24 protein-coding genes, 1 tRNA gene and 2 pseudogenes are annotated in these 21826 nt (G+C 71.2%); 11 read left to right on the forward strand and 16 right to left on the reverse strand.

Annotated features, from left to right (window positions below; genetic code table 11):
• The 5 genes and pseudogenes from JM949_RS37340 to JM949_RS19120 all read right to left on the reverse strand — a co-directional run.
• Positions 1-262: pseudogene (locus JM949_RS37340) on the reverse strand (hypothetical protein); the annotation flags it as partial.
• Positions 259-1104 (reverse strand): phosphate/phosphite/phosphonate ABC transporter substrate-binding protein, encoded by an 846-nt coding sequence (locus JM949_RS19105; protein ID WP_203149779.1) that lies wholly within the window; start codon positions 1102-1104, stop codon positions 259-261. The gene JM949_RS19105 and the pseudogene JM949_RS37340, both read right to left, overlap by 4 nt.
• Positions 1104-2273, reverse strand: coding sequence for an acyl-CoA dehydrogenase family protein (locus tag JM949_RS19110; RefSeq protein ID WP_203149780.1), 1170 nt, complete (start codon positions 2271-2273; stop codon positions 1104-1106). Before JM949_RS19110 ends, JM949_RS19105 begins: the two co-directional genes overlap by 1 nt.
• Positions 2274-2350: 77 nt before the next feature.
• Positions 2351-3298, reverse strand: coding sequence for an ion transporter (locus JM949_RS19115; protein WP_203149781.1), 948 nt, complete (start codon positions 3296-3298; stop codon positions 2351-2353).
• Positions 3299-3395: 97 nt separating this feature from the next.
• Positions 3396-4232, reverse strand: coding sequence for an alpha/beta hydrolase (locus tag JM949_RS19120; protein WP_203149782.1), 837 nt, complete (start codon positions 4230-4232; stop codon positions 3396-3398).
• Between the two features lie 63 nt (positions 4233-4295).
• Between JM949_RS19120 and JM949_RS19125 the strand changes: the two genes are divergently transcribed.
• On the forward strand, positions 4296-4994 hold the full coding sequence (locus tag JM949_RS19125) for a TetR/AcrR family transcriptional regulator (RefSeq protein WP_309232224.1): 699 nt from the start codon (positions 4296-4298) through the stop codon (positions 4992-4994).
• Between the two features lie 33 nt (positions 4995-5027).
• Here JM949_RS19125 and JM949_RS19130 read toward each other — a convergent pair whose 3' ends face one another.
• The 4 genes from JM949_RS19130 to JM949_RS19145 form a co-directional block, all read right to left on the reverse strand.
• A complete protein-coding gene (locus JM949_RS19130; RefSeq protein ID WP_203149784.1) occupies positions 5028-5492 on the reverse strand; it encodes a GNAT family N-acetyltransferase in 465 nt (154 codons plus the stop codon).
• Positions 5493-5661: 169 nt separating this feature from the next.
• The gene (locus JM949_RS19135; protein ID WP_203149785.1) at positions 5662-6294 is read right to left on the reverse strand and encodes a DUF6624 domain-containing protein; all 633 of its coding nucleotides are present in this window, start codon (positions 6292-6294) and stop codon (positions 5662-5664) included.
• 56 nt (positions 6295-6350) lie between these two features.
• Entirely contained in the window at positions 6351-6953 is a 603-nt protein-coding gene (locus tag JM949_RS19140) for a helix-turn-helix transcriptional regulator (RefSeq protein ID WP_203149786.1), read from the reverse strand.
• A gap of 93 nt (positions 6954-7046) precedes the next feature.
• Positions 7047-7313, reverse strand: coding sequence for a hypothetical protein (locus JM949_RS19145; RefSeq protein WP_203149787.1), 267 nt, complete (start codon positions 7311-7313; stop codon positions 7047-7049).
• 425 nt (positions 7314-7738) lie between these two features.
• Between JM949_RS19145 and JM949_RS37345 the strand changes: the two genes are divergently transcribed.
• From JM949_RS37345 to JM949_RS19160, 3 genes are all read left to right on the forward strand, one after another.
• On the forward strand, positions 7739-8401 hold the full coding sequence (locus JM949_RS37345; protein ID WP_238433466.1) for a hypothetical protein: 663 nt from the start codon (positions 7739-7741) through the stop codon (positions 8399-8401).
• Positions 8402-8590: 189 nt separating this feature from the next.
• Complete coding sequence (locus tag JM949_RS19155) at positions 8591-9658, forward strand: hypothetical protein (RefSeq protein ID WP_203149788.1); 1068 nt, start codon at positions 8591-8593, stop codon at positions 9656-9658.
• Positions 9580-10098 (forward strand): hypothetical protein, encoded by a 519-nt coding sequence (locus JM949_RS19160; RefSeq protein WP_203149789.1) that lies wholly within the window; start codon positions 9580-9582, stop codon positions 10096-10098. Before JM949_RS19155 ends, JM949_RS19160 begins: the two co-directional genes overlap by 79 nt.
• A 234-nt stretch (positions 10099-10332) precedes the next feature.
• Here the strand turns inward: JM949_RS19160 and JM949_RS19165 are convergent, their stop codons facing one another.
• Positions 10333-10818 carry a MarR family winged helix-turn-helix transcriptional regulator gene (locus JM949_RS19165; RefSeq protein WP_238433467.1) on the reverse strand — a complete coding sequence of 162 codons (486 nt, stop codon included), beginning with the start codon at positions 10816-10818 and terminating at the stop codon, positions 10333-10335.
• Between the two features lie 115 nt (positions 10819-10933).
• Between JM949_RS19165 and JM949_RS19170 the strand changes: the two genes are divergently transcribed.
• From JM949_RS19170 to JM949_RS19180, 4 genes are all read left to right on the forward strand, one after another.
• Positions 10934-12109: an LLM class flavin-dependent oxidoreductase gene (locus JM949_RS19170; protein ID WP_238433468.1), complete on the forward strand. Its 1176-nt coding sequence runs from the start codon at positions 10934-10936 to the stop codon at positions 12107-12109.
• Entirely contained in the window at positions 12058-12510 is a 453-nt protein-coding gene (locus tag JM949_RS37350; RefSeq protein ID WP_309232225.1) for a hemerythrin domain-containing protein, read from the forward strand. The genes JM949_RS19170 and JM949_RS37350 overlap by 52 nt, the downstream gene beginning before the upstream one ends.
• 63 nt (positions 12511-12573) lie before the next feature.
• Complete coding sequence (locus tag JM949_RS19175) at positions 12574-13170, forward strand: ArsR/SmtB family transcription factor (RefSeq protein WP_203149790.1); 597 nt, start codon at positions 12574-12576, stop codon at positions 13168-13170.
• Entirely contained in the window at positions 13167-14423 is a 1257-nt protein-coding gene (locus JM949_RS19180; RefSeq protein WP_203149791.1) for an MFS transporter, read from the forward strand. The genes JM949_RS19175 and JM949_RS19180 overlap by 4 nt, the downstream gene beginning before the upstream one ends.
• Before the next feature lie 16 nt (positions 14424-14439).
• On the opposite strand, the gene JM949_RS19185 is transcribed toward JM949_RS19180, so the two are convergent.
• The 3 genes from JM949_RS19185 to JM949_RS19195 all read right to left on the reverse strand — a co-directional run bounded on the left by JM949_RS19185 (position 14440) and on the right by JM949_RS19195 (position 16881).
• Positions 14440-15135 (reverse strand): alpha/beta fold hydrolase, encoded by a 696-nt coding sequence (locus JM949_RS19185; RefSeq protein WP_203149792.1) that lies wholly within the window; start codon positions 15133-15135, stop codon positions 14440-14442.
• 169 nt (positions 15136-15304) lie between these two features.
• The gene (locus tag JM949_RS19190; protein ID WP_203149793.1) at positions 15305-16339 is read right to left on the reverse strand and encodes an L-dopachrome tautomerase-related protein; all 1035 of its coding nucleotides are present in this window, start codon (positions 16337-16339) and stop codon (positions 15305-15307) included.
• A 119-nt stretch (positions 16340-16458) separates the two neighbouring features.
• Positions 16459-16881 carry an MmcQ/YjbR family DNA-binding protein gene (locus tag JM949_RS19195; RefSeq protein WP_203149794.1) on the reverse strand — a complete coding sequence of 141 codons (423 nt, stop codon included), beginning with the start codon at positions 16879-16881 and terminating at the stop codon, positions 16459-16461.
• A gap of 143 nt (positions 16882-17024) precedes the next feature.
• Between JM949_RS19195 and JM949_RS19200 the strand changes: the two genes are divergently transcribed.
• Positions 17025-18827, forward strand: coding sequence for an acyl-CoA dehydrogenase (locus JM949_RS19200; protein WP_309232226.1), 1803 nt, complete (start codon positions 17025-17027; stop codon positions 18825-18827).
• A gap of 15 nt (positions 18828-18842) precedes the next feature.
• Here JM949_RS19200 and JM949_RS19205 read toward each other — a convergent pair whose 3' ends face one another.
• Entirely contained in the window at positions 18843-19019 is a 177-nt protein-coding gene (locus JM949_RS19205; RefSeq protein ID WP_203149796.1) for a hypothetical protein, read from the reverse strand.
• A gap of 208 nt (positions 19020-19227) precedes the next feature.
• Between JM949_RS19205 and JM949_RS39805 the strand changes: the two are divergent.
• Positions 19228-19651, forward strand: a pseudogene (locus tag JM949_RS39805) (transposase); the annotation flags it as partial.
• Between the two features lie 11 nt (positions 19652-19662).
• Here JM949_RS39805 and JM949_RS19215 read toward each other — a convergent pair.
• A complete protein-coding gene (locus tag JM949_RS19215; RefSeq protein WP_238433470.1) occupies positions 19663-19863 on the reverse strand; it encodes a hypothetical protein in 201 nt (66 codons plus the stop codon).
• Between the two features lie 822 nt (positions 19864-20685).
• On the opposite strand from JM949_RS19215, the gene JM949_RS19220 reads away from it, so the two are divergent.
• Positions 20686-21204 carry a hypothetical protein gene (locus JM949_RS19220; protein ID WP_203149798.1) on the forward strand — a complete coding sequence of 173 codons (519 nt, stop codon included), beginning with the start codon at positions 20686-20688 and terminating at the stop codon, positions 21202-21204.
• Positions 21205-21619: 415 nt separating this feature from the next.
• On the opposite strand, the gene JM949_RS19230 is transcribed toward JM949_RS19220, so the two are convergent.
• Positions 21620-21691 (reverse strand) — tRNA-OTHER (locus JM949_RS19230).
• Between the last annotated feature and the right edge of the window lie 135 nt (positions 21692-21826).

The raw sequence follows: 21826 nt of genomic DNA on the forward strand, positions 1-21826 counted from the left end.
CAGCGCTGGTCGTCCGCCGAGCCTCGGACGACGACCGCGACCAGGTCGCTCCGGTCCCGCAGGTCCGGCCGTTCGACCCGATGGCCCCGGCCCCGACACCAGGCCGGCAGGTGCACGGGCAACGCCGGGTCGCGGCCGAGGACCGCCAACCGGCCGCCGGGCGGCAGCGCGCCAGGGCGCGGTGGACGAGGAGATGCGCGCCCCGGCCGAAGCCCAGCTCGCCGAGGTCGACCTCGGCGTCGGCGGCCGGTGCCGTGCTCACGGTCGGTAGTCCGTGGCCGTCACCCGCCCGTCCGGGGAGTAGAAGCCAGTGGCGTCGACCGCCCCGGCGAGGGCGTCGTACCCGGTGCTGCGGCCGTCCCGCCAGGCCGTCAGCCCCTCCAGGTCGAGCAGCGGACGCACCTGCGGATCGGCGTACGACATGCCCAGCAGCAGCGTGCCGAACAGCCGGACCCCGGCGGACTCCGGCTCGCGGACCGTCATGTTGCAGTGGTCGTAGCGTGCCGTCTGCGCGACGATCCGGGTGCCCTCGGGCGGTAGCGTGCCCTCCCGCACGAACGCCAGATGGTTGCCGTCGATCATGCAGGCGGCGTCGACCGCCCCGGCCACCAGGGCGCGGGCCGCGTCCCGCTCGCCACCGATGTGGTCGCCGTGCAGGCCGACGCCGATGTCGAACCGGCGCACGTCGACCTCGACCCCGGCCGACGCGAGGTGAGCCAGTGGGATCAGGGTCGCCTGCGGGCTGTCCACCGCCCCGACGGCGACCACCCCTCCGGCGAGGTCCGCGACCTGTCGTACCGGCGAGTCGGCGCGCACCACCACGATCGAGGTGAGGTCCTGGTCGGTGTCGCGCATGGTGAGCGCGTGCACGGCCGTGCCGTTCGCCGCCGCGAGTCGCTCGGCGCGCAGCCAGGCCAGGGGCGAGTTCCACGCCGCGTCGATCCGGCCGGCGACAAGGTCCTCGACCTGTCGTTCGTAGTGCGAGTAGAGGACGAAGTCGAACGCCAGCCCGCGCCCGCGCAGCCAGGCGCGGAAGCCCTCCCAGATGGTCACCACCTTGGGGTCGTACGCGACCGCGCCCATCAGCACGGTGGGCGCGGCCATCAGCGGTTGGCCTCGTCGAGCAGCGGCAGCCCGGTGGCGACCCGGCCGACGAAATCGTGCAGCGCGTCGGTGGTCGGTGCCATCACCCGGGCGGCGCGGGCATCCCGGAAACGGCGCTCGAGGCCCAGCTCCTTGCGGAAGGCGCTGCCGCCGCAGAGCTGCATCGCGCCATCTGTCACGTCGGCGACGGTCTCGCCGGCGAGCGCCTTGACCTGCAACACCCGCAGCGTCGCGTCGTCACGGCCGGCCTCCAGCGCGCTGAGGGTGTCGCCCAGGAAGGCCCGCAGCGCGTCGGTGCGGATCATCAGCCGGGCCAGGTCACGACGGGCGACGGGCGCGTCGCGGAGGGCGGCGCCGGTGTGCGTGAGCGTCGTCCCGGTGAGATGTCGACTGGCCTCGGCCGCCGCGCTGTCCGCGAGACCGAGGCAGAACGCGGCGTTGAGCACCAGGAACCAGGGCAGGACGGTGCCGAGCGCGGTGTCGAGCCCGGCACCGTCGGCCGCCAGCATCCCGGCCGAGGAGACCCGCAGCCCGGCGGCGGTCATCGGCCGGGAGCCGTTGCCGCGCAGGCCGAGCCCGTCGAAGTCGCCGGCCACGCTGAGGCCGGTGCGGCCGGCCGGCACGAGCCACAGCGTCATCGGGCCGGCGTCGCGGGTCAGCGGAAGGCTCGACCAGACGTAGCTGTCGGCCTCGCCGGCCGAGGTGACCCAGCTCTTGCGGGCGTCGAGGCGGACGCTGCCGTCGTCGGCGGCCGTCGCGGTGCCAATCGGCGACCAGAAGTGGCTGCGCGAGCCGTACTCGGAGAAGGCCAAGGTGGTGAGATGACCGCCGCTGGCGATGGCGGCGCGGATCTCGCGCGGGCCGTGCGCCTCGATCACGGCGGTCGCCGCGTAGTGCATGAGCACCACCATCGCGGTGGACCCGCACTCGGCGGCCAGCCGTTCGATGAGCTCGGCGACCGTCCGCAGGCCGTGGCCGCCGCCACCGACGTCGGTCGAGCAGGCCAGGCCGAGCAGGCCGGCCGCGGCGAGGGCGTCGACGCCCGGACGGGGAAACGTCCCGTCCCGGTCGACGATCGATGCTTGTGGACGGATCACGTCGTCGATCACCGTGCCGAGCGTGTGCGAGACAGATCTTTCGGACTCCGCGTTGTCGACAGTGCTCGTCATGCCGGTGCCCCTTCAGCCGGGCCGGTGGGACCACAGTCGAGACTATCCACACCGGAGCACACAGCGCGAGCGTCGGATCACCGTCCGGTACGGGTGCTGTCCCGGTAGGGGCGACCGGGCCCGTCGTCGCGGTCGATCCGCAGCTCCCGCTCCAACTCGGCGATGACCGCACGCAGATCGTCCAGCCGCTGGGTGAGCGCGATCCGGTCCACCTCGTCGGGTACCCCGTCGCCGTCCTCGTCGTACCCGGGAGCCAGCCGTTCGGTCATCTCCAACCGGCGCGCCTCCTCCATCGAGTTGACGATGACCGCGATGAGGATGTTGAGCAGCAGGTTGACGGTGATGACCACGTAGCTGACGTAGTAGAGCAGCGTCCACGGCGAGATCGTCATGCCCTGCTCGATGAGGTCCGGCAGCGTCTCCAGCGACAACAGCACGAACAGGGTCAGCAGGGACCGGCCGATGTCCCCGTACTCCTCCGGATACCTGCTGCCGAAGATCAGCCAACCGGCCATGCCGTAGACGTAGAGGGTCACCACGGCCAGGGCGAGGAACCCGGTGACGCCCGGCAGGCTGCGCCACAGCGCGGAGACGATGGTCCGCAGGCCTGGCGAGAACCGCACCAGCCGAACCATCCGGGCGACCCGCACCACCCGCAGCAGCGCCGAGTCGCCGTGCAGGCCGGGCACGAAGATCGCTGCGATCACCACGAAGTCGAAGACGTTCCAGCCGTGCCGGAAGAAGTCCTGCGGACGCCTGCCGTACGCGGCCATCCGGGCGCCGATCTCGACGACGAAGACGGCGCGGAAGACCATCTCCAGCCCGTGCAGCGCGGTGTCCGCCGGGCTCAGGTCGTCGTACGTCTCCAGGCCGAGGACGATGCCGTTGGCGAGGATGACCACGACGATGGCGATCTCGAAGGGGCGGGACCGGGCGAGCCGGTCGCAACGGTCGGTCCAACCTGAGCGGTGCCGCGGTGGTGTGGCCGGCCCGCCCCGCGGGGCGGGCACGGGAGCGTCACTCACCAGCCGGCCGGCCCGATCATGTGACGGTGCGGATGGTGTGCGGGCATGTCCACCAGCCTAGCCAAGATCAATGACAGTGGGCGATCGCGCGACCCGCTCAGGAGTGCGGCGTCCGCTCCGGCCTCACCGGCGCCCCGAAGAAGTCGGCGAGTGGTTCGACGGTCCTCGGGTGCGCCCGGTTGATGGCGTCGTGGCCACTGCGCGCAATCGTCAGCGTCCGGGCTCGCGGCAGGGCGCGGGCCAGTGCCGCGTTCTGCTCGACGTAGTACGGCGGGCCGCCGGCGCCGCAGGCCAGCAGCACCTCGGCGCTCACCCCGGCCCAGCGGGTGGCCGGGCCGTCGTGCGCCAGGATCAGAGCCGCCTCGTCCAACGTCGCCGGCAGCAGCTCACCCATGGTCCGGCCGATCGGCGTACGCAGGAACGCGCGGATGATCGCGATCCGGACGCTGAGCGGGAGTTTCCCCGCCACCATCTGCGAATTGATCCCCGCGGTCGTGATGGCGAGGCTCCGGGCGGTGTCGCCGGCCCGTAGCGCCGCCTGGGCGGGCGCGAGCCATGCCGACGGGAAGCTGCCGTCGATCGAGACCGCGGCGTCGTAGAGGGCGAGCCCGTCGATCGGCAGTCGGAGCGCGGCTTCGAGCGCCAGGAAGCCGCCGCCGCTGTGGCCGATGACGTAGCCGGACCCGGTGTGCGCCAGCACGGCGGCGACGTCGTCGATCTCCTGGTCGACCGTGTAGGGCATCGACCTCGGTGGCGCGTCGGCCCGGCCCCGTCGGTTGTAGAGGTGCACGGTGAACCGGTCGGCGAGCGCCGTGGCCAGCCGCCGGTAGACGTCGATCGTGACGCCGCCGCCGTGCATCACGACGATCCCCGGCCCCACCCCCGTCGAGTGCACCACGATCGTCGTGCCGTCCCGTGCCCTGACCTGCTCCATGATCGGCCCACCCTTCGACGCTGACAACAACTGCGAACGATGTTTGCAGTTTACAGTAGATCAGTGAGTGACGCAGCCCCGAGCACCGACCACGGCGGTCCCGACCGGCAGCCGATCTGGAGCAGACCCGAACGCGGCAGTCGCGGCCCCGCTCCGGCGCACAGTCGGGACAGCATCGTCGTGGCTGCCATCGCCCTGGCCGACACCGAAGGGCTGGCCGCGGTGTCGATGCGCGCGGTGGCCGCCGCGCTCGGCACCGGCGCCGGATCCCTCTACCGCTACCTGTCGTCCCGCGACGATCTGCTGGACCTGATGACCGACCGGGCCGTGGGGGAGTTGCGCCCGTACCCGCGGGTGACGGACGACTGGTTGGAGACGATGGTGCTGCTGGGTCGACGCCAGTTGGCACTGTTCGGCGCCCACCCGTGGCTGCTCGATGTGATCCACCGGCCCTCCGGGGTCGGCCCGGAGAGTCTGGCCTGGTTCGACAACTGCCTCCGGATCCTGGAACCGGTGCGCTGCCCCGTGGCCGCCAAGTTCGAGGCCATCGCGATGATGACCGGTGTGGTGAGCCTCTTCGCCCGGCGCGAGTCCGCCGCCGGGGCGTTCAGCTTCGCCGGGGTGGACCTCGCGGCGTACCCGCACCTGGTCGCGGCGTTCAGTGCGCCCCCCGGGCCGGCGCCCCGGGCGGACCTCGTCGAGCGGACCCTACGCAGCTTGCTGAGCGGTCTGTTGCTGACGGAGTCGACCGACGCCGAGTAGCCGGCCGGGACGCGGGAGCGCCCGCAGCCGGCGTCACGGCGCGGTGGTGAGATACCGGCGGTAGCCGACAGCGGACTGCGCGAACCCGATCGACGCGTAGAACCGGTGGGCCTCGGTGCGCGCGGCGTTCGACACCAGTTGGACCTTGTAGCAACCGGCCGCCGTCGCGTATTCGAGCGCCGCCAGCATGAGGACCCGAGCGACCCCGCGACGCCGCCAGGTGGGTGCCACCACCACGTTCTCCACCACCATGTACGGTCGCGCGCCGTGGGTGAGGTTGGGGGCGACGAGGGTGTCCAGGGTGCCCACGAAGGTGTCCCCGGCGACGGCCAGCAGGAGACGGCGGCCAGCCTGCGCGTGCAGGTCACGCCAGGCGCAGGCCAGCCGGTCGGCGTCCGGGCGTGAGTCGCCGGGCGCGAGCTGCCACAGCACGTCGAAGACCCGCTCGGGGTCGTCCTGCGGCACGGCGGCGCGGACGACGACGTCGTCGCCGCTCACCGGCCCGGTGCCCGAGTGTCCCGTTCGGACCGCGCCGGGTGCCGACGTGGCGGTCGGCGGTGCCGGCCGGTCTGGTCATCGACGTGCCTCGCCATGCGGTCGAGGATACGTGGCCACCCGCGCCGCGTCGCGGACCGCCCGCGACAGCCACGGGCGCGAGGGGAACCAGTCAGTTGGCGTCCTGCGCGCAGATCGCGGTCATCTCGGTCAGGTAGCTGGCCAGCGTGGGTAGACCGGCGTCGGCCCGACGTCGTTCGACACCCGACTCGTCCCTGATCGGGGTCGACGGGACGGGACCGTTCGGCCCGCAGCGGATCTGCGTGCCGTACACCTGTGGTTCGCCCCTGCCCACCGCGACCCGGTCCTCCAGGTAGGCCAGGTTGCCCGGCGACGCCTGTCGGCTGGCCACCGCGGCGCGCAGCAGGTCCAGCGCCTCCTGTTGGAAGGCCGAATCCAGGTCGGAGTGCTGCGCGATCGCCCAGGCGGCGTCGCCGCCGTCCGCGCCGACCAGCGCGAAGGTCGGCCAGCCGTGGGTACGAATGATCTCCTTCAACCGGGCGGTGCGGGCCTGGTCGGACTCGGTCTGCGGGGTGCCCTGGCGCTCGCCCTGGTCGCGTTGCAGCATCGCGATCAACTCGTCGTGCAGGGCCTGGTCGTAGCCGACCGGCGAGCGGACGACGGCGGACCGGGTGGCGGGAGGTGCGCTACGGGTTGGCTCACCGGCTGATTCGGGCGAGCCGCCACAGGCGCTGAGGGTCAGCGTCACCGCCAGTGGCAGCGCGACCGCCGACCGGAACCTCACCCGGTCGATTGTCGTCCGGTGGTGGTCAGCCCACAAGGCGCGCACCGGGTCCCGGCTCAGGTGTTCAGCGTCTCGCGCGGCGGTACGCCGTAGCTGGCGTGATACCGGGCGGTGAACCTGCTGTGGCTGGCGAACCCCCATCGGCTGGCGATCGCTGAGACGGTCTCCTGTCGGGGGTCGGCACGTAGCAGGTCGTGGTGTGCCCGAACGAGTCGCAGCCGCCGTAGGTAGGCCATCGGTGTGGTGCCGAGGTGGCGGCGGAAGGCGAGCTGCACCGCCCGCAGGGAGACGCCGGCGGCGCCGGCGATGTCGGCCGCGCTGATGTCCCGGTCGGCGTGCTCCTCCAGGAACGCGACCGCCCGCCGCAACGTGGCGGTGGTGGCGTCGTGCCGGTCCGCGGCGGTCGGTTCGGTGAACGCGGTGTTGGGAAAGACGGCGAGCGCCGCCGCGGCGAGCATCCGCGCGGCGTTGCCGATCACCAGCGGTTGTGCCCCGGCGGGCGGACCGTTCAGGACGACGTCGCCGACGAAGGTGACGGTGTCGCGCCACTGCCGGGCGAGGGCCGAGGTGGCGGGACGCAGGTCGGTGAACTGGATCGGACCGGGCCGCCGGGCCGGGGCGGTGGTGGCCACCTGGGCCAGCACCGACAGATCCAGCACGCACAGCTCCACCGCGCCGGGATACCAGCGTACGCCGCACGGCTCCGCCGGCCTGGTGACCAGGAAGATCTCGCCGGGGCCGAACCGGTCGGCCTAGCCTGCGCAGGTCCGATCGACGCGGGCGGTGCGGCTGCGGGCGATGACCAGCCCGCCGAGTGTGCTGGCGCTGATCCCGAGATGCCCGGTCTGGCGGGTGCTCGCGATGGCGAAGGAGCCGGCGTCGACCCGCTGGTGGGTGAGTCGATAGCCCTTCCTGCTGTGGATGCGCAGTTTCGGGTCGTACGTCGCGGACAGGAACTCGTGGATGGCCACCGGATCGCGGCTGTCGAACTGGTGGGTCTGCACTGGTGTTGACGTCATCCGCTGTCTCCGTCCGGTGGAGGTGCCGCCGGGTGGTGCCACGGTGCCGGCGGCGGGATCGGGACGTGCCGAGGTGCTCGGCGGTGACCCGGCGCGTGCTGGCCGGCGGTGCGGTGGGTCGAACGTCGCCGGCGGGACGGCAGCGACCGGTCGAGGGCGTCGGATCTGGCCTGACCGTGGGGTGGTTCCGAGACGCAATATCTGTCGATGGGAATGTCACCCTACGACAACGGGTGTCGTGTCGTCCCGCGAATCGCCGCGGTGTGTCGGCAGGTCGACTTCGCTTTCCGGCTAGCGCCTCACCTGGTTCTGCGCCTGCTGTCCTAGCCACCCGCGTGGCGGACGGCGAAATCTTGTTCACGATTCCCGGGGCGTCGGAGGGGACCGGGGAACCGCCGGGAGACCGGCCCGCGAAGGGGGGAGCGTTGGACGGTACCGATCCTGATCGCGTCGTTCGGTTGGTGGTGGCCGAGGCGTTGGCCCGGGTGGCGGACGAGGACAGTCTGGGGCTCGGCGAGGGGGACACGCTGGCCGGGCTCGGCGCGGCCCTCCGCGTGGTGCTGCGCCGGGCACTCGACGACCGGGTGCCGCTGACCACGCCGGACTTCGTCGACCTCTGCCGTGACCTGGGCCTGAGCCGGGAGGCGTTCGACCTGCTGGGGCACTACCTGATGACCGCGTTGCTGGCCCACCACATCGGACCGGACGCCCTGATCCGGGTCGGGGTGCTCTTCGGCACCGTGCGGCGCTACCTGCCCGGCGCCCGCCCGAGCACGTACCGCAACGGGGGCCCCGTGGCGCGGCGGCGCGACACGCGTTCGGACAACACCGTCGTCGGCCGGTACCGCCGCGCGAAGTTGCCGGAGCACCTGCCCAACCCGCCGAGCTGGAACTGCACGGGGTGTGGCCGCGAGTGGCCCTGCGCCACCAAGCAGAGCCAACTGCTCGCCGAGTTCGGTGGGGCCCGCGCCGCTCTCGCGGTCTACCTCGGCTCCTGCCTCGTCGCCGCCGCCCAGGACCTGCCCACGCTGCCGCCGCCCCGGGTCCGGCTCCGGTTCCTGGGCTGGCTGCCTCGCGCCCGGATCTGACCGGCCCGCCGGGGCAGGATCGGCCGGGAGTGCACCGAGACCGCCGACCGGGACGCCACCGTCCGGGTCGACCTCGGTCGCAGTGTCGGTATTCATCGTGCGCACGCGCCAAAGACGGCAGTCGTTCACCACCCTGTTCGAGGCTCCTTGATCGAAAGAGCACTTGCTTGATCGAGGAGAGGCTCTCACGTGAGAGACAAGCACAGCGAAGAGACCGAGCACGCGCAGTTGTCGCGGCGCAAGCTGGTCAAGTACGCCGGCGTCGGCGCGACGTTGGCCGCCGCCAGCCCTCTGGTCGGTGCCGGTGCCGCCTGGGCCGACGAGGACCGCCGGCCGGGCGACGACAAGGGCGACCGGGGCGCCGCCAAGAATCGGGCGTGGCGGGCCGGTGATCACCACGTCCACTCCGAGTACAGCGGTGATTTCGACACCACGAAGTCCCCGGTCGTCTTCCACAAGGGCGCGGACGCGGTCTACCCGATCGTCACCAACGCCATCATGGCGAAGAACTTCGGTCTGACCTGGGCGATGTGCACCGACCACGGTGGACCGACGCACTCGAAGGTCAACATCGAGCAGGCGTACCCCGACCTGCTGCGCTCGCGCAAGCTGGTCCCCGAGGTGCTCCAGTTCTGGGGCATGGAGTTCGACGCACCCTCGTTGGACCACCACACGTTGATGATCCCGCGCCACGACGACGAGGCGAAGCAGCTATTCGAGCTGGAGAGCCGGTTCGCCAAGTACGACGCGTTCCCCACCGACCCGGCCCGCGACACCGAGGCCAAGATGGTGGAGTTCCTGAAGGTCGCCCGGGGCATGCCGCACAAGCCGCTGGTGATCGCCCACCACGCGTCCCGTTCGGCGCCCGGCCTCGGCGTGTACGGTCAGGACACCCCGCGCGAGTTCCGCAACGGCAACAACGCCGCGCCGGACGTCTACATCGGCTTCGAGGGTGCGCCCGGTCACCAGGCTGGTCCGCTCAACGGCGGCAAGCGCGGCGGGTACGGCAACCACCCCACCTACGGCGGCTTCGACCAGATGACCGCGCGGGTCGGCGGGCTGTGGGACTCGTTGCTCGGCGAGGGCCGGCGCTGGTGGATCACCGCGACCTCGGACTCGCACGTGCACTGGACCCGTGGTGGGTCGACTTCTGGCCGGGCGAGTACAGCAAGACGTACGTGCACGCCCGCCAGGACTACGGCGACATCATGGACGGCCTGCGCAACGGCCGGATCTGGGTCACCACCGGCGACCTGATCCGCAGCCTGGACGTCACCGCGAAATCGCAGGGCGAGACCGCCGAGGTGGGCGAGACGATCACGGTCAGCCGGCGCAGCCGTACCGATGTCGAGATCGAGATCACCTTCCGCCCGTTGGGTGGCGTCAACGCGAACGGTGACCGTCCCGAGGTCCGCCGGGTCGACCTGATCGTCGGCCAGATCACCGGTCCGAGCGCCAACCTGGACGCCGACACCAACCCCACCACCAAGGTGGTGGCCCGGTTCGGCCCGCGGGACTGGCGTCGGCAGGGCGACAGCTACGTCATCCGGCACACGCTGCGCGACGTCCAGGCCGACACCTACGCACGCGTGCGGGGCACCAGCACGGACGAGGCCGAGCCGCTCGCCGACGGGCTGGAGAGCCCGTGGGACGACCTGTGGTTCTACTCGAACCCGGTGTTCGTGCACGTGCGCTGATCCGGCCCTGCCGGCGGCCTCGGCCGCCACCGGCCGGCCTCGCGGTCAGCTAGTTCCCGGGCCCGTCCGGCACCCCCCGACCGAGGTTGGTCGGGACCGGTGCCGGACGGGCCCGGGTGTCAGGTCCCCGGGAGCGTCAGCCGGTGCCGCGCTGGCGGGCTCGGGCACTCGCGGCGGGTCCGTCACGCCGGGTCCGGCCGCCGCCTCGGTTCGGCGGGTCGGGTCGCACCTGGGTCACCACCTCGCAGAGGTCACGCAGCGGATCCGCCGCCTGGGCCGAGCAGGCGACCCGTTGCAGCAGTGCCCGCAGCGTCGCCGACTCGGCCGGGGTGAGCGCCCCCAGCAGATGCGACTCGACCTGCCGCAGCGCCGAGCGCCGCTGCTCCCAGGCGGCGCGGCCGTCGTCGGTGACGTCGACCAACCGGTTGCGCCGGTCGGTCGGGTCGCCCGGCGGGCGACGAAGCCGGGCCGTTCCAGGTCGTCGATCAGGTACGTGAGCACGGTGCGGTCGATGCCGAGCTCCTCGGCGAGCGCGCCCTGGTTGCGGGCCGGCCCGCTGATCGCCGCGGTGAGCAGGTGATAGCCCCGGGGCCCGCCGGGAATGTCGGTGAGCACGTGCTCGGCCGCCCGGACGTAGCCACGAAAGACGATTCCGAGCATCCAGCCCAGGTCGTCGTCGAGCGGATCGGGCCGATCCGGCCGGTCGGTGGCGTGCGTCATTCCTCGACAATAGCGCAGCGAGACAGACCTTATTGGCAGAAGATGTTCTGTGTGGCATAAGGTTGGAGTCAGGCGCGTCGTCCGAGGCGTCGCGTGAACCGGGGGAGGCGCACAGATGAGCGACTACGGCCACGACCTGATCTTCGGATCCTTCATCACGCCCAGCGCGGGCGATCCGGACCGCACGGTCGGCATCGCCGTCCTGGCCGAGCAGGTCGGGCTGGACCTGGTCACCTTCCAGGACCACCCCTACCAGCCGGCGTACCTCGACACCTGGACGCTGCTGAGTTTCGTCGCGGCCCGCACCAGTCGGGTGCACGTCGCGGCGAACGTGACGAACCTGCCCCTGCGCCCGCCGGCGGTGCTGGCCCGCAGCGTGGCCAGCCTGGACCTGCTCAGCGGCGGCCGGGTCAGCCTCGGTCTCGGCGCGGGCGCCTTCTGGGACGCCATCGAGGCGATGGGTGGTCGGCGGCTGACCCCCGGCCAGGGCGTACGGGCGCTGGAGGAGGGCATCGAGGTGATCCGCCAGCTCTGGGACGCCGAGGCGCGTGGCGGCGTCCGGGTCGACGGTGAGTTCTACCGGGTGCGGGGCGCCAAGCGGGGGCCGGCTCCGGCGCACCCGGTGCCGATCTGGCTGGGCGCGTACAAGCCCCGGATGCTCCAGCTCACCGGCCGCCGGGGCGACGGCTGGCTGCCCACGCTGGGCTACCTTGAGCCCGGTGCGCTGGCCACTGGCAACTCGATCATCGACGACGCCGCGCGGGAGGCCGGCCGATCGCCGGGGGACGTGCGTCGGCTGCTCAACATCTCCGGGCAGTTCTCGACCGCCGGCGGTGGTTCGCTGAACGGGCCCGCCGCGCAGTGGGCGGCGGAGCTGGCCGAGCTGGCGCTGACCGAGGGTGTCAGCGCCTTCATCCTGGCCAGCGACGACCCGACGACCTGCGCCGATTCGCCGGCGAGGTGGCCCCCGCCGTCCGCGAGCTGGTCGCGGCCGAACGCGACGGTGGGGCGGCCCCGCCGCAAACGCCGGCACCAGAGCCGGAGCGGGCCGCTGTGGCACCGGTCCGGGCGAGTCGCGCGACGGTGGCCGGCGGCGCGTTCGCCGTGGTGCCGACCCCCGACGACGGCGTGCGGCGCAGCGACCAGCCGGCCTGGGACGAGTCGACCCGGCCGACCGGACCGACGCCCGAGCCGGAGCGCACCTACACCGCGCACGAGCAGGCCACCGCCGCACATCTCGTGCAGGTCCACGACGGTCTGCGCGCCGAGCTGGCGCAGATCCACGATCTGATCGAGCAGGTGGCGACTGGCGAGATCGACGCCGGCGCGGCCCGGTCCCACATCAACACCATGACCATGCGGCAGAACCGCTGGACGCTCGGCGTCTACTGCGAGTCGTACTGCCGCATCGTCACCACCCACCACACCCTGGAGGACCAGTCGCTCTTTCCCTGGCTGCGCGCGCGTGACCCCCGGCTCAGCCCGGTGGTGGACCGGCTGGAGCAGGAGCATCACGTCATCCACGACGTGCTGGAGGGTGTGGACCGGGCTCTGGTGGCGTACGTCGGGTCCCCGGACGGTCTCGCCGAGCTGCGCGCCGCGGTGGACCTGCTGACCGACGCCCTGCTGTCGCACCTCAGCTACGAGGAGCGGGAGCTGGTCGAGCCGCTGGCGCGGCTGGGCTTCGGCTGATCGGCACGTGCCGGGTAGCGGCTCGGGGTTGCCCGACGGAACGTGAGAGACTACTTTCGAAACATGTCTCTCACGAATCCGTACGGGGATTTCGAGATCACCGAGCCGCAGGCGCTGCGCGCGCTTGCCCACCCGGTCCGGCTGGCCATCCTCGACCGCCTCCAACGGCACGGCCCGGCCACCGCCACCGGGCTCTCCGCGCACGTCGGCGCCACGCCGTCGGTGGTCAGCTGGCACCTGCGGCACCTGGCGACGTTCGGGCTGGTCGTCGACGCGGAGGGCGGCGGCAGCAGGCGCGAGCGCTGGTGGCAGGCCGCCGCGCGGGGCTTCCGCTTCACCCTGCCCGACGACGCCGAGGGGCAGGCCGCTGGCCGCCAACTGCGCGGTGAGATGTTCGCCCGGGCCGCCGAGACGCCGCAGCAGTGGCTGCTGCACGACGAGCCGCGTCTCGACGCGCGGTGGCGCGGGCTGGCCGGGGTCGCCGACACCAGCTTCGTGGCCACCGCCGAGGAGACCCGGCAGTTGGAGGCGGCGATCGAGGAGCTGATCGCCCCGTACGTGCGGCGCAAGGACGACGACACGGCGCCGGAGGACGCCCGGGTCGTCCGGATGTTGCGCTACCTCCTGCCCGAGCCCGGCGACGATCCGGCCGCGTCATGACCGCCACCGCCACCGCCGTCCGTCCGGCGCTGCACCGAGACCGGCGGTTCCGCACCTTCTGGGTCGGCGAGACCGTCTCCCAGTTCGGCGACCGGATCAGCGAACTCGCCCTGCCGCTGATCGCCGTCACACTGCTCAGCGCGACGCCCGTGCAGGTAAGCGTCCTCACCGCGTTGATCTGGCTGCCCAACCTGCTGGGCCTGTTCCTCGGCGCGTGGGTGGACCAGCGCACCCACAAGCGGCGACTCCTGATCATCGCGGACCTGATCCGCGCCGCGGTGCTGCTCAGCCTGCCGGTGGCCTACGTCTTCGACGCGATCACCCTCACCCAGCTCTACCTGGTGGCACTGCTCACCGGCGCCGGGGCGGTGCTGTTCGCCATGGCCCGGCAGGCGTTCTTCGTGGCGCTGGTGCCGCGCGCGGCGTACGTGGACGCGACCAGCAAGCTGAGCATGAGCCGGTCGTTGTCCTTCATCGCCGGCCCGGCGGTCGGCGGTGGTCTGGTCCAGGCGCTGAGCGCGCCGGTGGCGATCCTGGTCGACGCGCTGTCCTTCCTCGGGTCCGCGCTGTTGCTCGGCCGCATCCCGGTGACCGAGCCGCCGGTGCCGCCGGGTCGGACCTCCACCCTCGGCCTGGTCCGCGAAGGGCTCGTGCTGGTGCTGCGGCACCCGGTGCTGCGCGCCGCCCTCGGCTGCACCAGCACTGTCAACTTCTTCACCTTCATCAGCAGCGCGCTGCTGGTGCTCTACGCCAGCCGCGAACTCGACCTGTCGGCCGGCGCGATCGGCGTGGCCCTCGGATTCGGGGCACTCGGTGGGCTCGCCGGCGCGGCGCTCGCGCCCCGGATCTCGCGCGCCATCGGCCTGGGCCGGACCGCGATGATCGGCGTGGTGCTCTTTCCCGCGCCGCTGGCGGCGACCGCGCTGGTGTCCGGGCCGACGTGGACGAAGGTGGCCATGCTGGCGGCCATCGAGCTGGTCTCCAGCGTCGGGGTGATGCTGATGGACGTCAACCTGAACGCCCTCCTCACCGCCGTGACACCCGACGACGCGCGAGGACGCCGCGCCGGTGCGTACAGCGCCGTCAACTACGGCATCCGGCCGCTCGGCGCGCTCGTCGGTGGTGCGCTGGCCAGCACCATCGGGCTGCGGCCCACCCTGGTCGTCGCCGGCCTGGGCGGCGTGCTCGCCGTGCTCTGGTTGCTCGCCTCGCCGGTACGCCACATCCAGACCCTCGACGACCCGGTGGCCTGACCGGAGCCGGTGCGGGTCAGCCGGCTTCGGCCAGCAGGATCCGCGCCAGCTCGGCGGGCTGGGACAGCATCGGCCAGTGTCCGGTGTCCATCGTGACCAGCCGCCAGTGGTCGCTGGTCAGCAGCCCGGCCACGGTGTCGTTGGGCTCCGGCCCGTCGAGCAGGCACTTGATGTACGTCGCCGGAAGCTCGGCCAGCGACCGGGTCAGCACGGCCGGCTCGGTCAACGTCGCGGCCGGATGCGGGGTGGACCCCTGCACCAGGCGGGCGATCTGCTCGTCGGTGAGACCCTGACCGTCCAGGTCGGCAGGGCCCAGCGGCGGCCAGTAGCCGTCGTTGTCGGCGAGCACCGCCTCGAACGCTGCCCGGCCCTGCCACCAGCCCGATGCGAACGACCCGCCGTCGACCGGCACCTCCGAGTCGACGAAGACCACCCGGGCCAACCGGTCGCCGACCCGCTCGGCGGCCTGCCCCACCGGAATGCCCGAGTAGCTGTGCCCGACGAGCACCACCTCGCGCAGGTCGCGGCGCTCGATCTCGTCGACGATGTCCCGCACGTGGGTCTGCTGCCCGGCGGGCACGCCCCGCTTCTCGGCGAGACCCGACAGGGTGAGGGGACACGCGCCGTGGCCGGCAGCGCGCAGCGGTGGCACCACCTCGTCCCAGGCCCACGACCCCAGCCACGCCCCCGCCACCAACACGAAATCAGCCATGGCCGGCACCCTAGCGCCCCGCTGCGACAGCCCAGTGGTATCAGGGCCAGGCGTCAGCCTCGGGGGCGACGATCAGTAACGCGTACCCGCGGCTCCGGTGCATGCGGGCCAGAATATCGACGAAGCTGAGTCGCCGCCCGTCCCGGCGCTGCCGGCGGGGACCACCGGATCAGGAGTGGTCCACTGCGGGTGGCCCGGTCTCGACCGGCATCCGGTAGATCTGGACCGGATAGTCGACGGCCGGATGCCCGCCGTTGAGCCCGGCGGTCAGGTGCAGTTGGGCCGCCGGCATCCAGAGCCGGGCGTCGCTGTCGATCCACATCGCGTCCACCCAGGACAGCCGGGGATCGGCCACGAGGGTGCGCACGCTGCGGTCGGGTGCGAGGGCGAGGACCCGCCGTCGTTCCACGTCGCTGAGGTAGATGACGCCGTCGGCGTCGATGGCGGTGCCGCCGGTGCTGGGTGTGTCGCACCACCGCTCGACCTGTCCGGCCAGCTCGTCGGCGGAGACCGACGGGTCGTCCAGCCAGCGGGTGCCGATCCGGGACATTCCACCGGAGGCCGGTTGGTAGTAGAGCCAGCGGCCGTCCGGGGACACCTCCAGTTGGTCGACGTGCAGGCGTACCTCGGCGCCGTCCGGGTCGCGCAGCGGCCGGCCGTCGGCGACCAGCGGCGCGCCCACCGTGCTCGGATGCCCGTCCAGCACCCGTCGGGCCCGACCAGAGTCCAGGTCGAGCACGATCAGGCCGGCCGCCCCCGCGTCCGTCAGGTAGGCCGTCGGGCCGTGGAACCGGACGTCGTCGACGTAACTGCCCGGGTGCACCGCCTCGTCGAGGTGGTAGACCCGCTCCACCCGGTCGTCAGCCGGGTTGACCACGATCAGCCGAGCACCGCCGGGCACCTGCTGGTCGCCGAGCTGTGGCGCACCCGAGTCGATGATCCACAATCGCCCGTCGGGGCCCGCACGCAAGCCGTTGACGTGCACGAAAGCGCTGTCCGGCGGCTGGTTTCCGGCGTTCCACGCGGCATCGGGGTACGGCTCACGGCCGCCCCCGGGCAGCGCCTCGACCACCTGCACGCCGGGCCGGTCCGCCGACGGGTAGCTCAGGAAGACCCTCCCGCGCACTGTGGTCACGCCGGTGCACACCCGGTCCTCCCGGCACACCGGCGTCAACCGGGGATCGTTCTCGGGCCGCGTCGACATCGACCCGCTCCTCACCCGCCCGGCGGCGTTCTCGGCTCCAGGCCGGCCGGCGGCTCCGGTCAGCCGGCGCGGTATCCCCGCAGCGCGCCTGGTGAAACCGGTGAAGGGTGGTCAGCGGCTCAGCCGGGCGGCCGGGCGGGTGGGCCGACCAGCGCGGCGAGCCGCTTCGGGGCCATCATCGAATAGCTCTCGGTGAGCAGCTCGTCGACCTCGTCCCAGTCGGTGGCGTCGTCGAGGACCATGCCCAGCACGTTCGCGGCCCAGTCCGGCTTGTAGAAGGGATGCCCGTGGCCGAGCAGGCCGGCGATCTCGTCGAGCGGTGACCGGAAGACCAGTCGGCAGACGGGCTGATCGGTCGCGGCGGCCCGCTCGTGCACCGGCTGACCGTCGGGTTCGACGGTGCGCACGTGGGCGAAGGTCCGCCTGCGGACCCGCCAGCGGATGCCCACCCAGGCGGGCTCCTCGTAGGTCTCCGGCAGCCCGAGACAGATCGGCCGCAGCCGGGCCAGGACATCGGGTGGGACATCTCCGGGTGCGCTCACGGCGCGACGCTAGCCGGGCGGTGTGACAAGTTCCGCTCGCGTTCCGCGGCCGGTGGTGCGCGCCCGGTCGATCCGCCAGGATGGCCGGGACGACGCCGGCCGTCGTCCCGGCCCGACCCACCCCGTGCCCGTTGAGGAGTGCCGTGCCGTCCACCCTGCTCTCCCGTCGTGACCTCGACTTCCTGCTGCACGAGTGGCTGCGGGTGGCCGAACTCGTCGAGCGTCCGCGCTACGCCGAGCACTCCCGGGAGACCTTCGACGACGCACTGGACCTCGCCGAGCAGGTGGCCACCGAGCGGTTCGCCCCGCACAACCGGGCCGCCGACCTCGCCGAACCCACCTTCGACGGCGAACGCGTGCGGCTGATCCCACAGGTCCGCGCGGCACTCGACAGCTTCGCCGAGACGGGCCTGCTCGCCGCCGCGATGGACGCCACGGTCGGCGGTCTGCAACTGCCGCACACCGTCGCGGCGGCCTGCTTCACCTGGTTCCAGGCCGCCAACGTGGCCACCTCGGCGTACCCGTTCCTCACCCTGGGCAACGCCAACCTGCTGCTCGCGCACGGCAGCGCCGAGCAGGTGGACACCTACGTCCGGCCCATGATGGAGGGCCGGTTCTTCGGCACCATGTGCCTGTCCGAGCCGCACGCCGGCAGCTCACTCGCCGACATCACCACCCGGGCGGAGGAGCAGCCGGACGGCACGTACCGGCTCTTCGGCACCAAGATGTGGATCTCCGGGGGCGACCACGAGCTGGCGGAGAACATCGTTCACCTGGTGCTGGCCCGGATTCCCGGCGGCCCGCCCGGGGTCAAGGGCATCTCGTTGTTCATCGTGCCCAAGGTGCTGGTCGGCCCGGACGGGTCACTCGGCGACCGCAACGACGTGGTGCTGGCCGGGCTCAACCACAAGATGGGTTTCCGGGGCACCACCAACGCCCTGCTCACCTTCGGCGACGGCCGGCACACCCCGGGCGGCAGCGCCGGTGCTGTCGGTCACCTGGTCGGCGCCCCCCACCAGGGCCTGGCGCAGATGTTCCACATGATGAACGAGGCCCGGATCGGGGTCGGGGCCGGCGCCACCGCGCTCGGTTACACCGGCTACCTCAAGAGCCTGGCGTACGCCAGGGAGCGGCCGCAGGGCCGTCCGGTCGGCGCGAAGGACCCCGCCACGGCGCAGGTGGCGATCATCGAACACCCCGACGTACGACGGATGCTGCTGGCGCAGAAGAGCTACGTGGAGGGGGCGCTGGCGCTGGTGCTCTACTGCGCGCGGCTGCTCGACGAGCAGCGGACCGCCCCGGCCGCTGCCGACCGCGAGCGCGCGCACCTGTTGCTGGACGTGCTCACCCCGATCACCAAGAGCTGGCCGTCGCAGTGGTGCCTCGCCGCCAACGACCTGGCGATCCAGGTGCTCGGCGGGGCCGGCTACACCCGCGACCACGACGTGGAGCAGCACTACCGGGACAACCGGCTCAACCCGATCCACGAGGGCACCCACGGCATTCAGGCGCTGGACCTGCTCGGGCGCAAGGTGACCATGCAGGGCGGTGCCGGTCTCGCCGTCCTCACCGAGACGATCGGCGCCACGATCGCGCGGGCCCGGCAGGCCGGGGGCGCGGCGGCCGACCTGGCGGGCCGGCTGGCCGATGCGGTGGACCGGGTCGGCGCGGTGACCCGTCGGCTGTGGGCCGACGGTGACCCGGTGCTCGCGCTGGCCAACGCCAGCGCCTACCTGGAGGCGGTCGGGCACGTCGCGATCGCCTGGATGTGGTTGGAGCAGGTGCTGGCCCTGCCGCCGGAGGGCGGCGGTGACGCGTTCCACGCCGGCAAGCGGCAGGCCGCACGCTACTTCTTCACCGTCGAGTTGCCCCGCACCGGACCGCAGTTCGACCTGCTGGCCAGCCGGGACCGGACCACCCTCGACATGCGCCCCGACTGGTTCTGACCGGCCGGCCGGGGGTCACCGTCGGCGGGTCTGGTGGTTCATGGCCTGCCGTCCCTTGACGATGCCCAGGATGATCACGATCACCAGCGCGATCAGGCCGATGATGATCAGCCAGCGGACCGCTTCGAGGATCAACCCGAGCAGGATCAGCACGCCCGCGACCACGCCGACGACCCAGAGCAGTGCACGCATCTCGACCTCCGTAACCGGCCGCGCCTGGTGCGGCGGACCCCGGGTTCTCCTTCCCCGTCCGGCCGACACTATGCCGGCGGTGTCATCGTTGGGGATCACCTCCCGAATACGGCGGAACCCCAACCGCCAAGGGCCGGGGCTCGACGCTCAAAACCAGTTGAGACGACCCTCGTTGCGGTGCCGGCTGACGGCGAGGGCCCGTTTTATCCAGAAACGCCTCGCCGTTGTGCTGGCCGCCGGGCAGCGCGGCGACAGTCCGCAGTTCATCCCGGTCCTGGCCGCCATTCGCGTCCCCCGCCTGGTCACCGGGCGACCGAGAACCCGCCCGGACCGGGTCCGGGCCGACAAGGCGTACACCTCGAAGGCCAACCGGCAGTATCTGCGCCGACGGGGCATCGGCGCGACGATCCCGAGCAAGGCCGACCAGGACGCCCACCGGCGAGCCAAGGGAGCCAAGGGCTGCCGGCCGCCGGCCGCCGGCCTTCGACGCGCACATCTACCAGCAGCGCCACGCCGTGGAGTGCCGCATCAACCGCCTCAGACGCAATCGAGCAGTGGCCACCCGCTTCGACAATCTGGCCGTCCGGTACGAGGCCACCATTCACCTCGCCGCCATCAACGAGTGGCTGTGACTGACTTCGACTCAGTCCCTACCAGAAGTTACGCAGTACGGGCAATCGAGATCGACTTCGCCGCGATCCCCCTGGTAGACGACTGCCGCGCCGGTCTCCTCTGACAGTTGCTGGGCCAGCTTCCGGCCCTGTTCCGTCCACGCCCGATACTGCTCGTCGGTGGCGACCTGACCACCGCCGTACTCGCTGTGCACGTCCATCACTCGGACCACGCACGCAGCCCAATAGCCAGCTCTGCCGAGAGACTCAGCCCATCCGGGTGAACCATCCCCACGCCCTCGCGGCCAGGACGACCACCGCGAGCGGGAACCGTGCCCCAGGCCCACACAGGGAAGGCACCGTAGTCGAAGGCGACGTCCAAGCGCCGCACGTCAGGCGGGCGGCCTCGCGGGCAGGAAAGGACATGCCGCCGGAACTCCTCCACCCACCACCACCTCGGCTTCAACCTACTTCGACACACGCCCTAGTAGGACAAACGCCGGGCACCTCACAGTCCGCAAGCGTAGATCGTCGCCCGGATGCTGCGATCGGACCCACGATCGCGGGACCGCGATCGGCCGGACGGGACGCTGGACCGGCTGCTCACGGGCTCGGGCCGCATTGCCCACCTGAATGCCTCGCCACTGCTTGCCCCGATCGGTGCCCTCGTCTGGCACAGATTGGCAAGCAAGGTGACACAGGTAGGCAAAGGGCAAAGCATAAGCTTCGATGACGGCCCGACGGAATTACCACTCCGGTCTGCCCATCCGGCCCTCTGGTCAGTTCGCGAAGGGCCTTGGCGCCAGTGAAAGTAGCTCTGCGTGACCATTTATGTTCGTTGCGAGGTTCATGTCACTTGCCGGCGTGGTTGACTCGATAACGAATTGATGCAAATCTATACACGGCCGGGCGGTGAATGGCCGCCCAGCAAATAGGGGAGGCTCAAATTGATTTCGGGTAGACGCCTAATGGCAGCCGAAGGGGTACCGCCGCAAGCGGGAGTGAACGCATCATCGGACCGCTCAAAGATCTTCCAAATCGCGGCCGTCTTGCTGGTGGCCATCGTCTTGGCAGTAGGCAACGGTGCGAGTGCAACGGCAGCGCCCGCCCAGAAGCAGGAGATCGAACTTCTGGGGTTCGGCAGCGTGCTCACGCTGGATGGCAAACCAACGTCGATCGGCGGCGTTTCAACGATGGCTGTGTTCCCACCGAGCGGCAGCCATTCATTCACTCCGCAGGCCCCGTACTGGAGCTTCGGCGACGCCAACGGAAGCGGCGCGGAGCAGATCAACTACGGCATCATGAGCGAAGCGTGGGGATACCAAATCTCACCCGCCCTTCGCGCAATCATTGTTGGCAACGTCACCGAGAATGCCAACCTCTACTGTGGCGCCTCCCCAGTCCACAACTACGGTCCGCATAATGTGCCTTCTGGCTACCAATTCCATGGCAGTCTTAGTGGGCTGCAGACCTCTTGCATCTATCGCACCGTTGTCAGCATCAACTTCCGTCACGCAAATGGCAGTGGTAATCTGAACGTTCAGTGGAACTGGCGCATTACCTGGGTCCTCTAGCCTGAACCGTGTTCGCTCGGGCCTGTGGGCCTGTGGGCCAGTGGGCCTGTGCCTCGGCGAGGCACAGGCCCGACTGCCTGGAGGGAGCATAGAGTTGGGAACACCTGCAATGCATGAAGAGTCAGCAGTCGTTATCGTGTGGAATGCGGACGAAGGTTGGGGGGTAGCCCGTTTGGACATTGCTAAATTAGACGTTTGGATTCATTTCTCTGCCATCGATGCGCCCGCGAACAGCTACCGCTCGTTAACCCCAGGCCAGCGTGTCCTTTGTCGTTACGAGATGGCTACGCAGGATGGATACACGGCACGCGCGGCCTGGGTGAGAGCCCAGTAATCTACCAACCGTGAGCTAATTGCGAGCGCGAATACCGCGTGCAGGACGAGTGGCCTACCCAGGGTGATGCGACGACATGTGTGCCCCCGGCTGGGATTGAACCAGCGACCTCGACGCTCGGACGCCGTGCTCTCTCCACTGAGCTACGAGGGCATGGTGCGTGTCCCTGGTGCCGACTTCGATACAGGCCCTAGTAGTGCTTTGTTAGGTGGGCGTGTCGTGGGGTCATCGGAGTCGTCCGGGTAGTTCGATGTTGCGGTGACTCCTGACGAGCTTTCGGTTGTGCGG

The organism is Micromonospora tarensis, assembly GCF_016803395.1.
Lineage (GTDB): Bacteria > Actinomycetota > Actinomycetes > Mycobacteriales > Micromonosporaceae > Micromonospora > Micromonospora tarensis.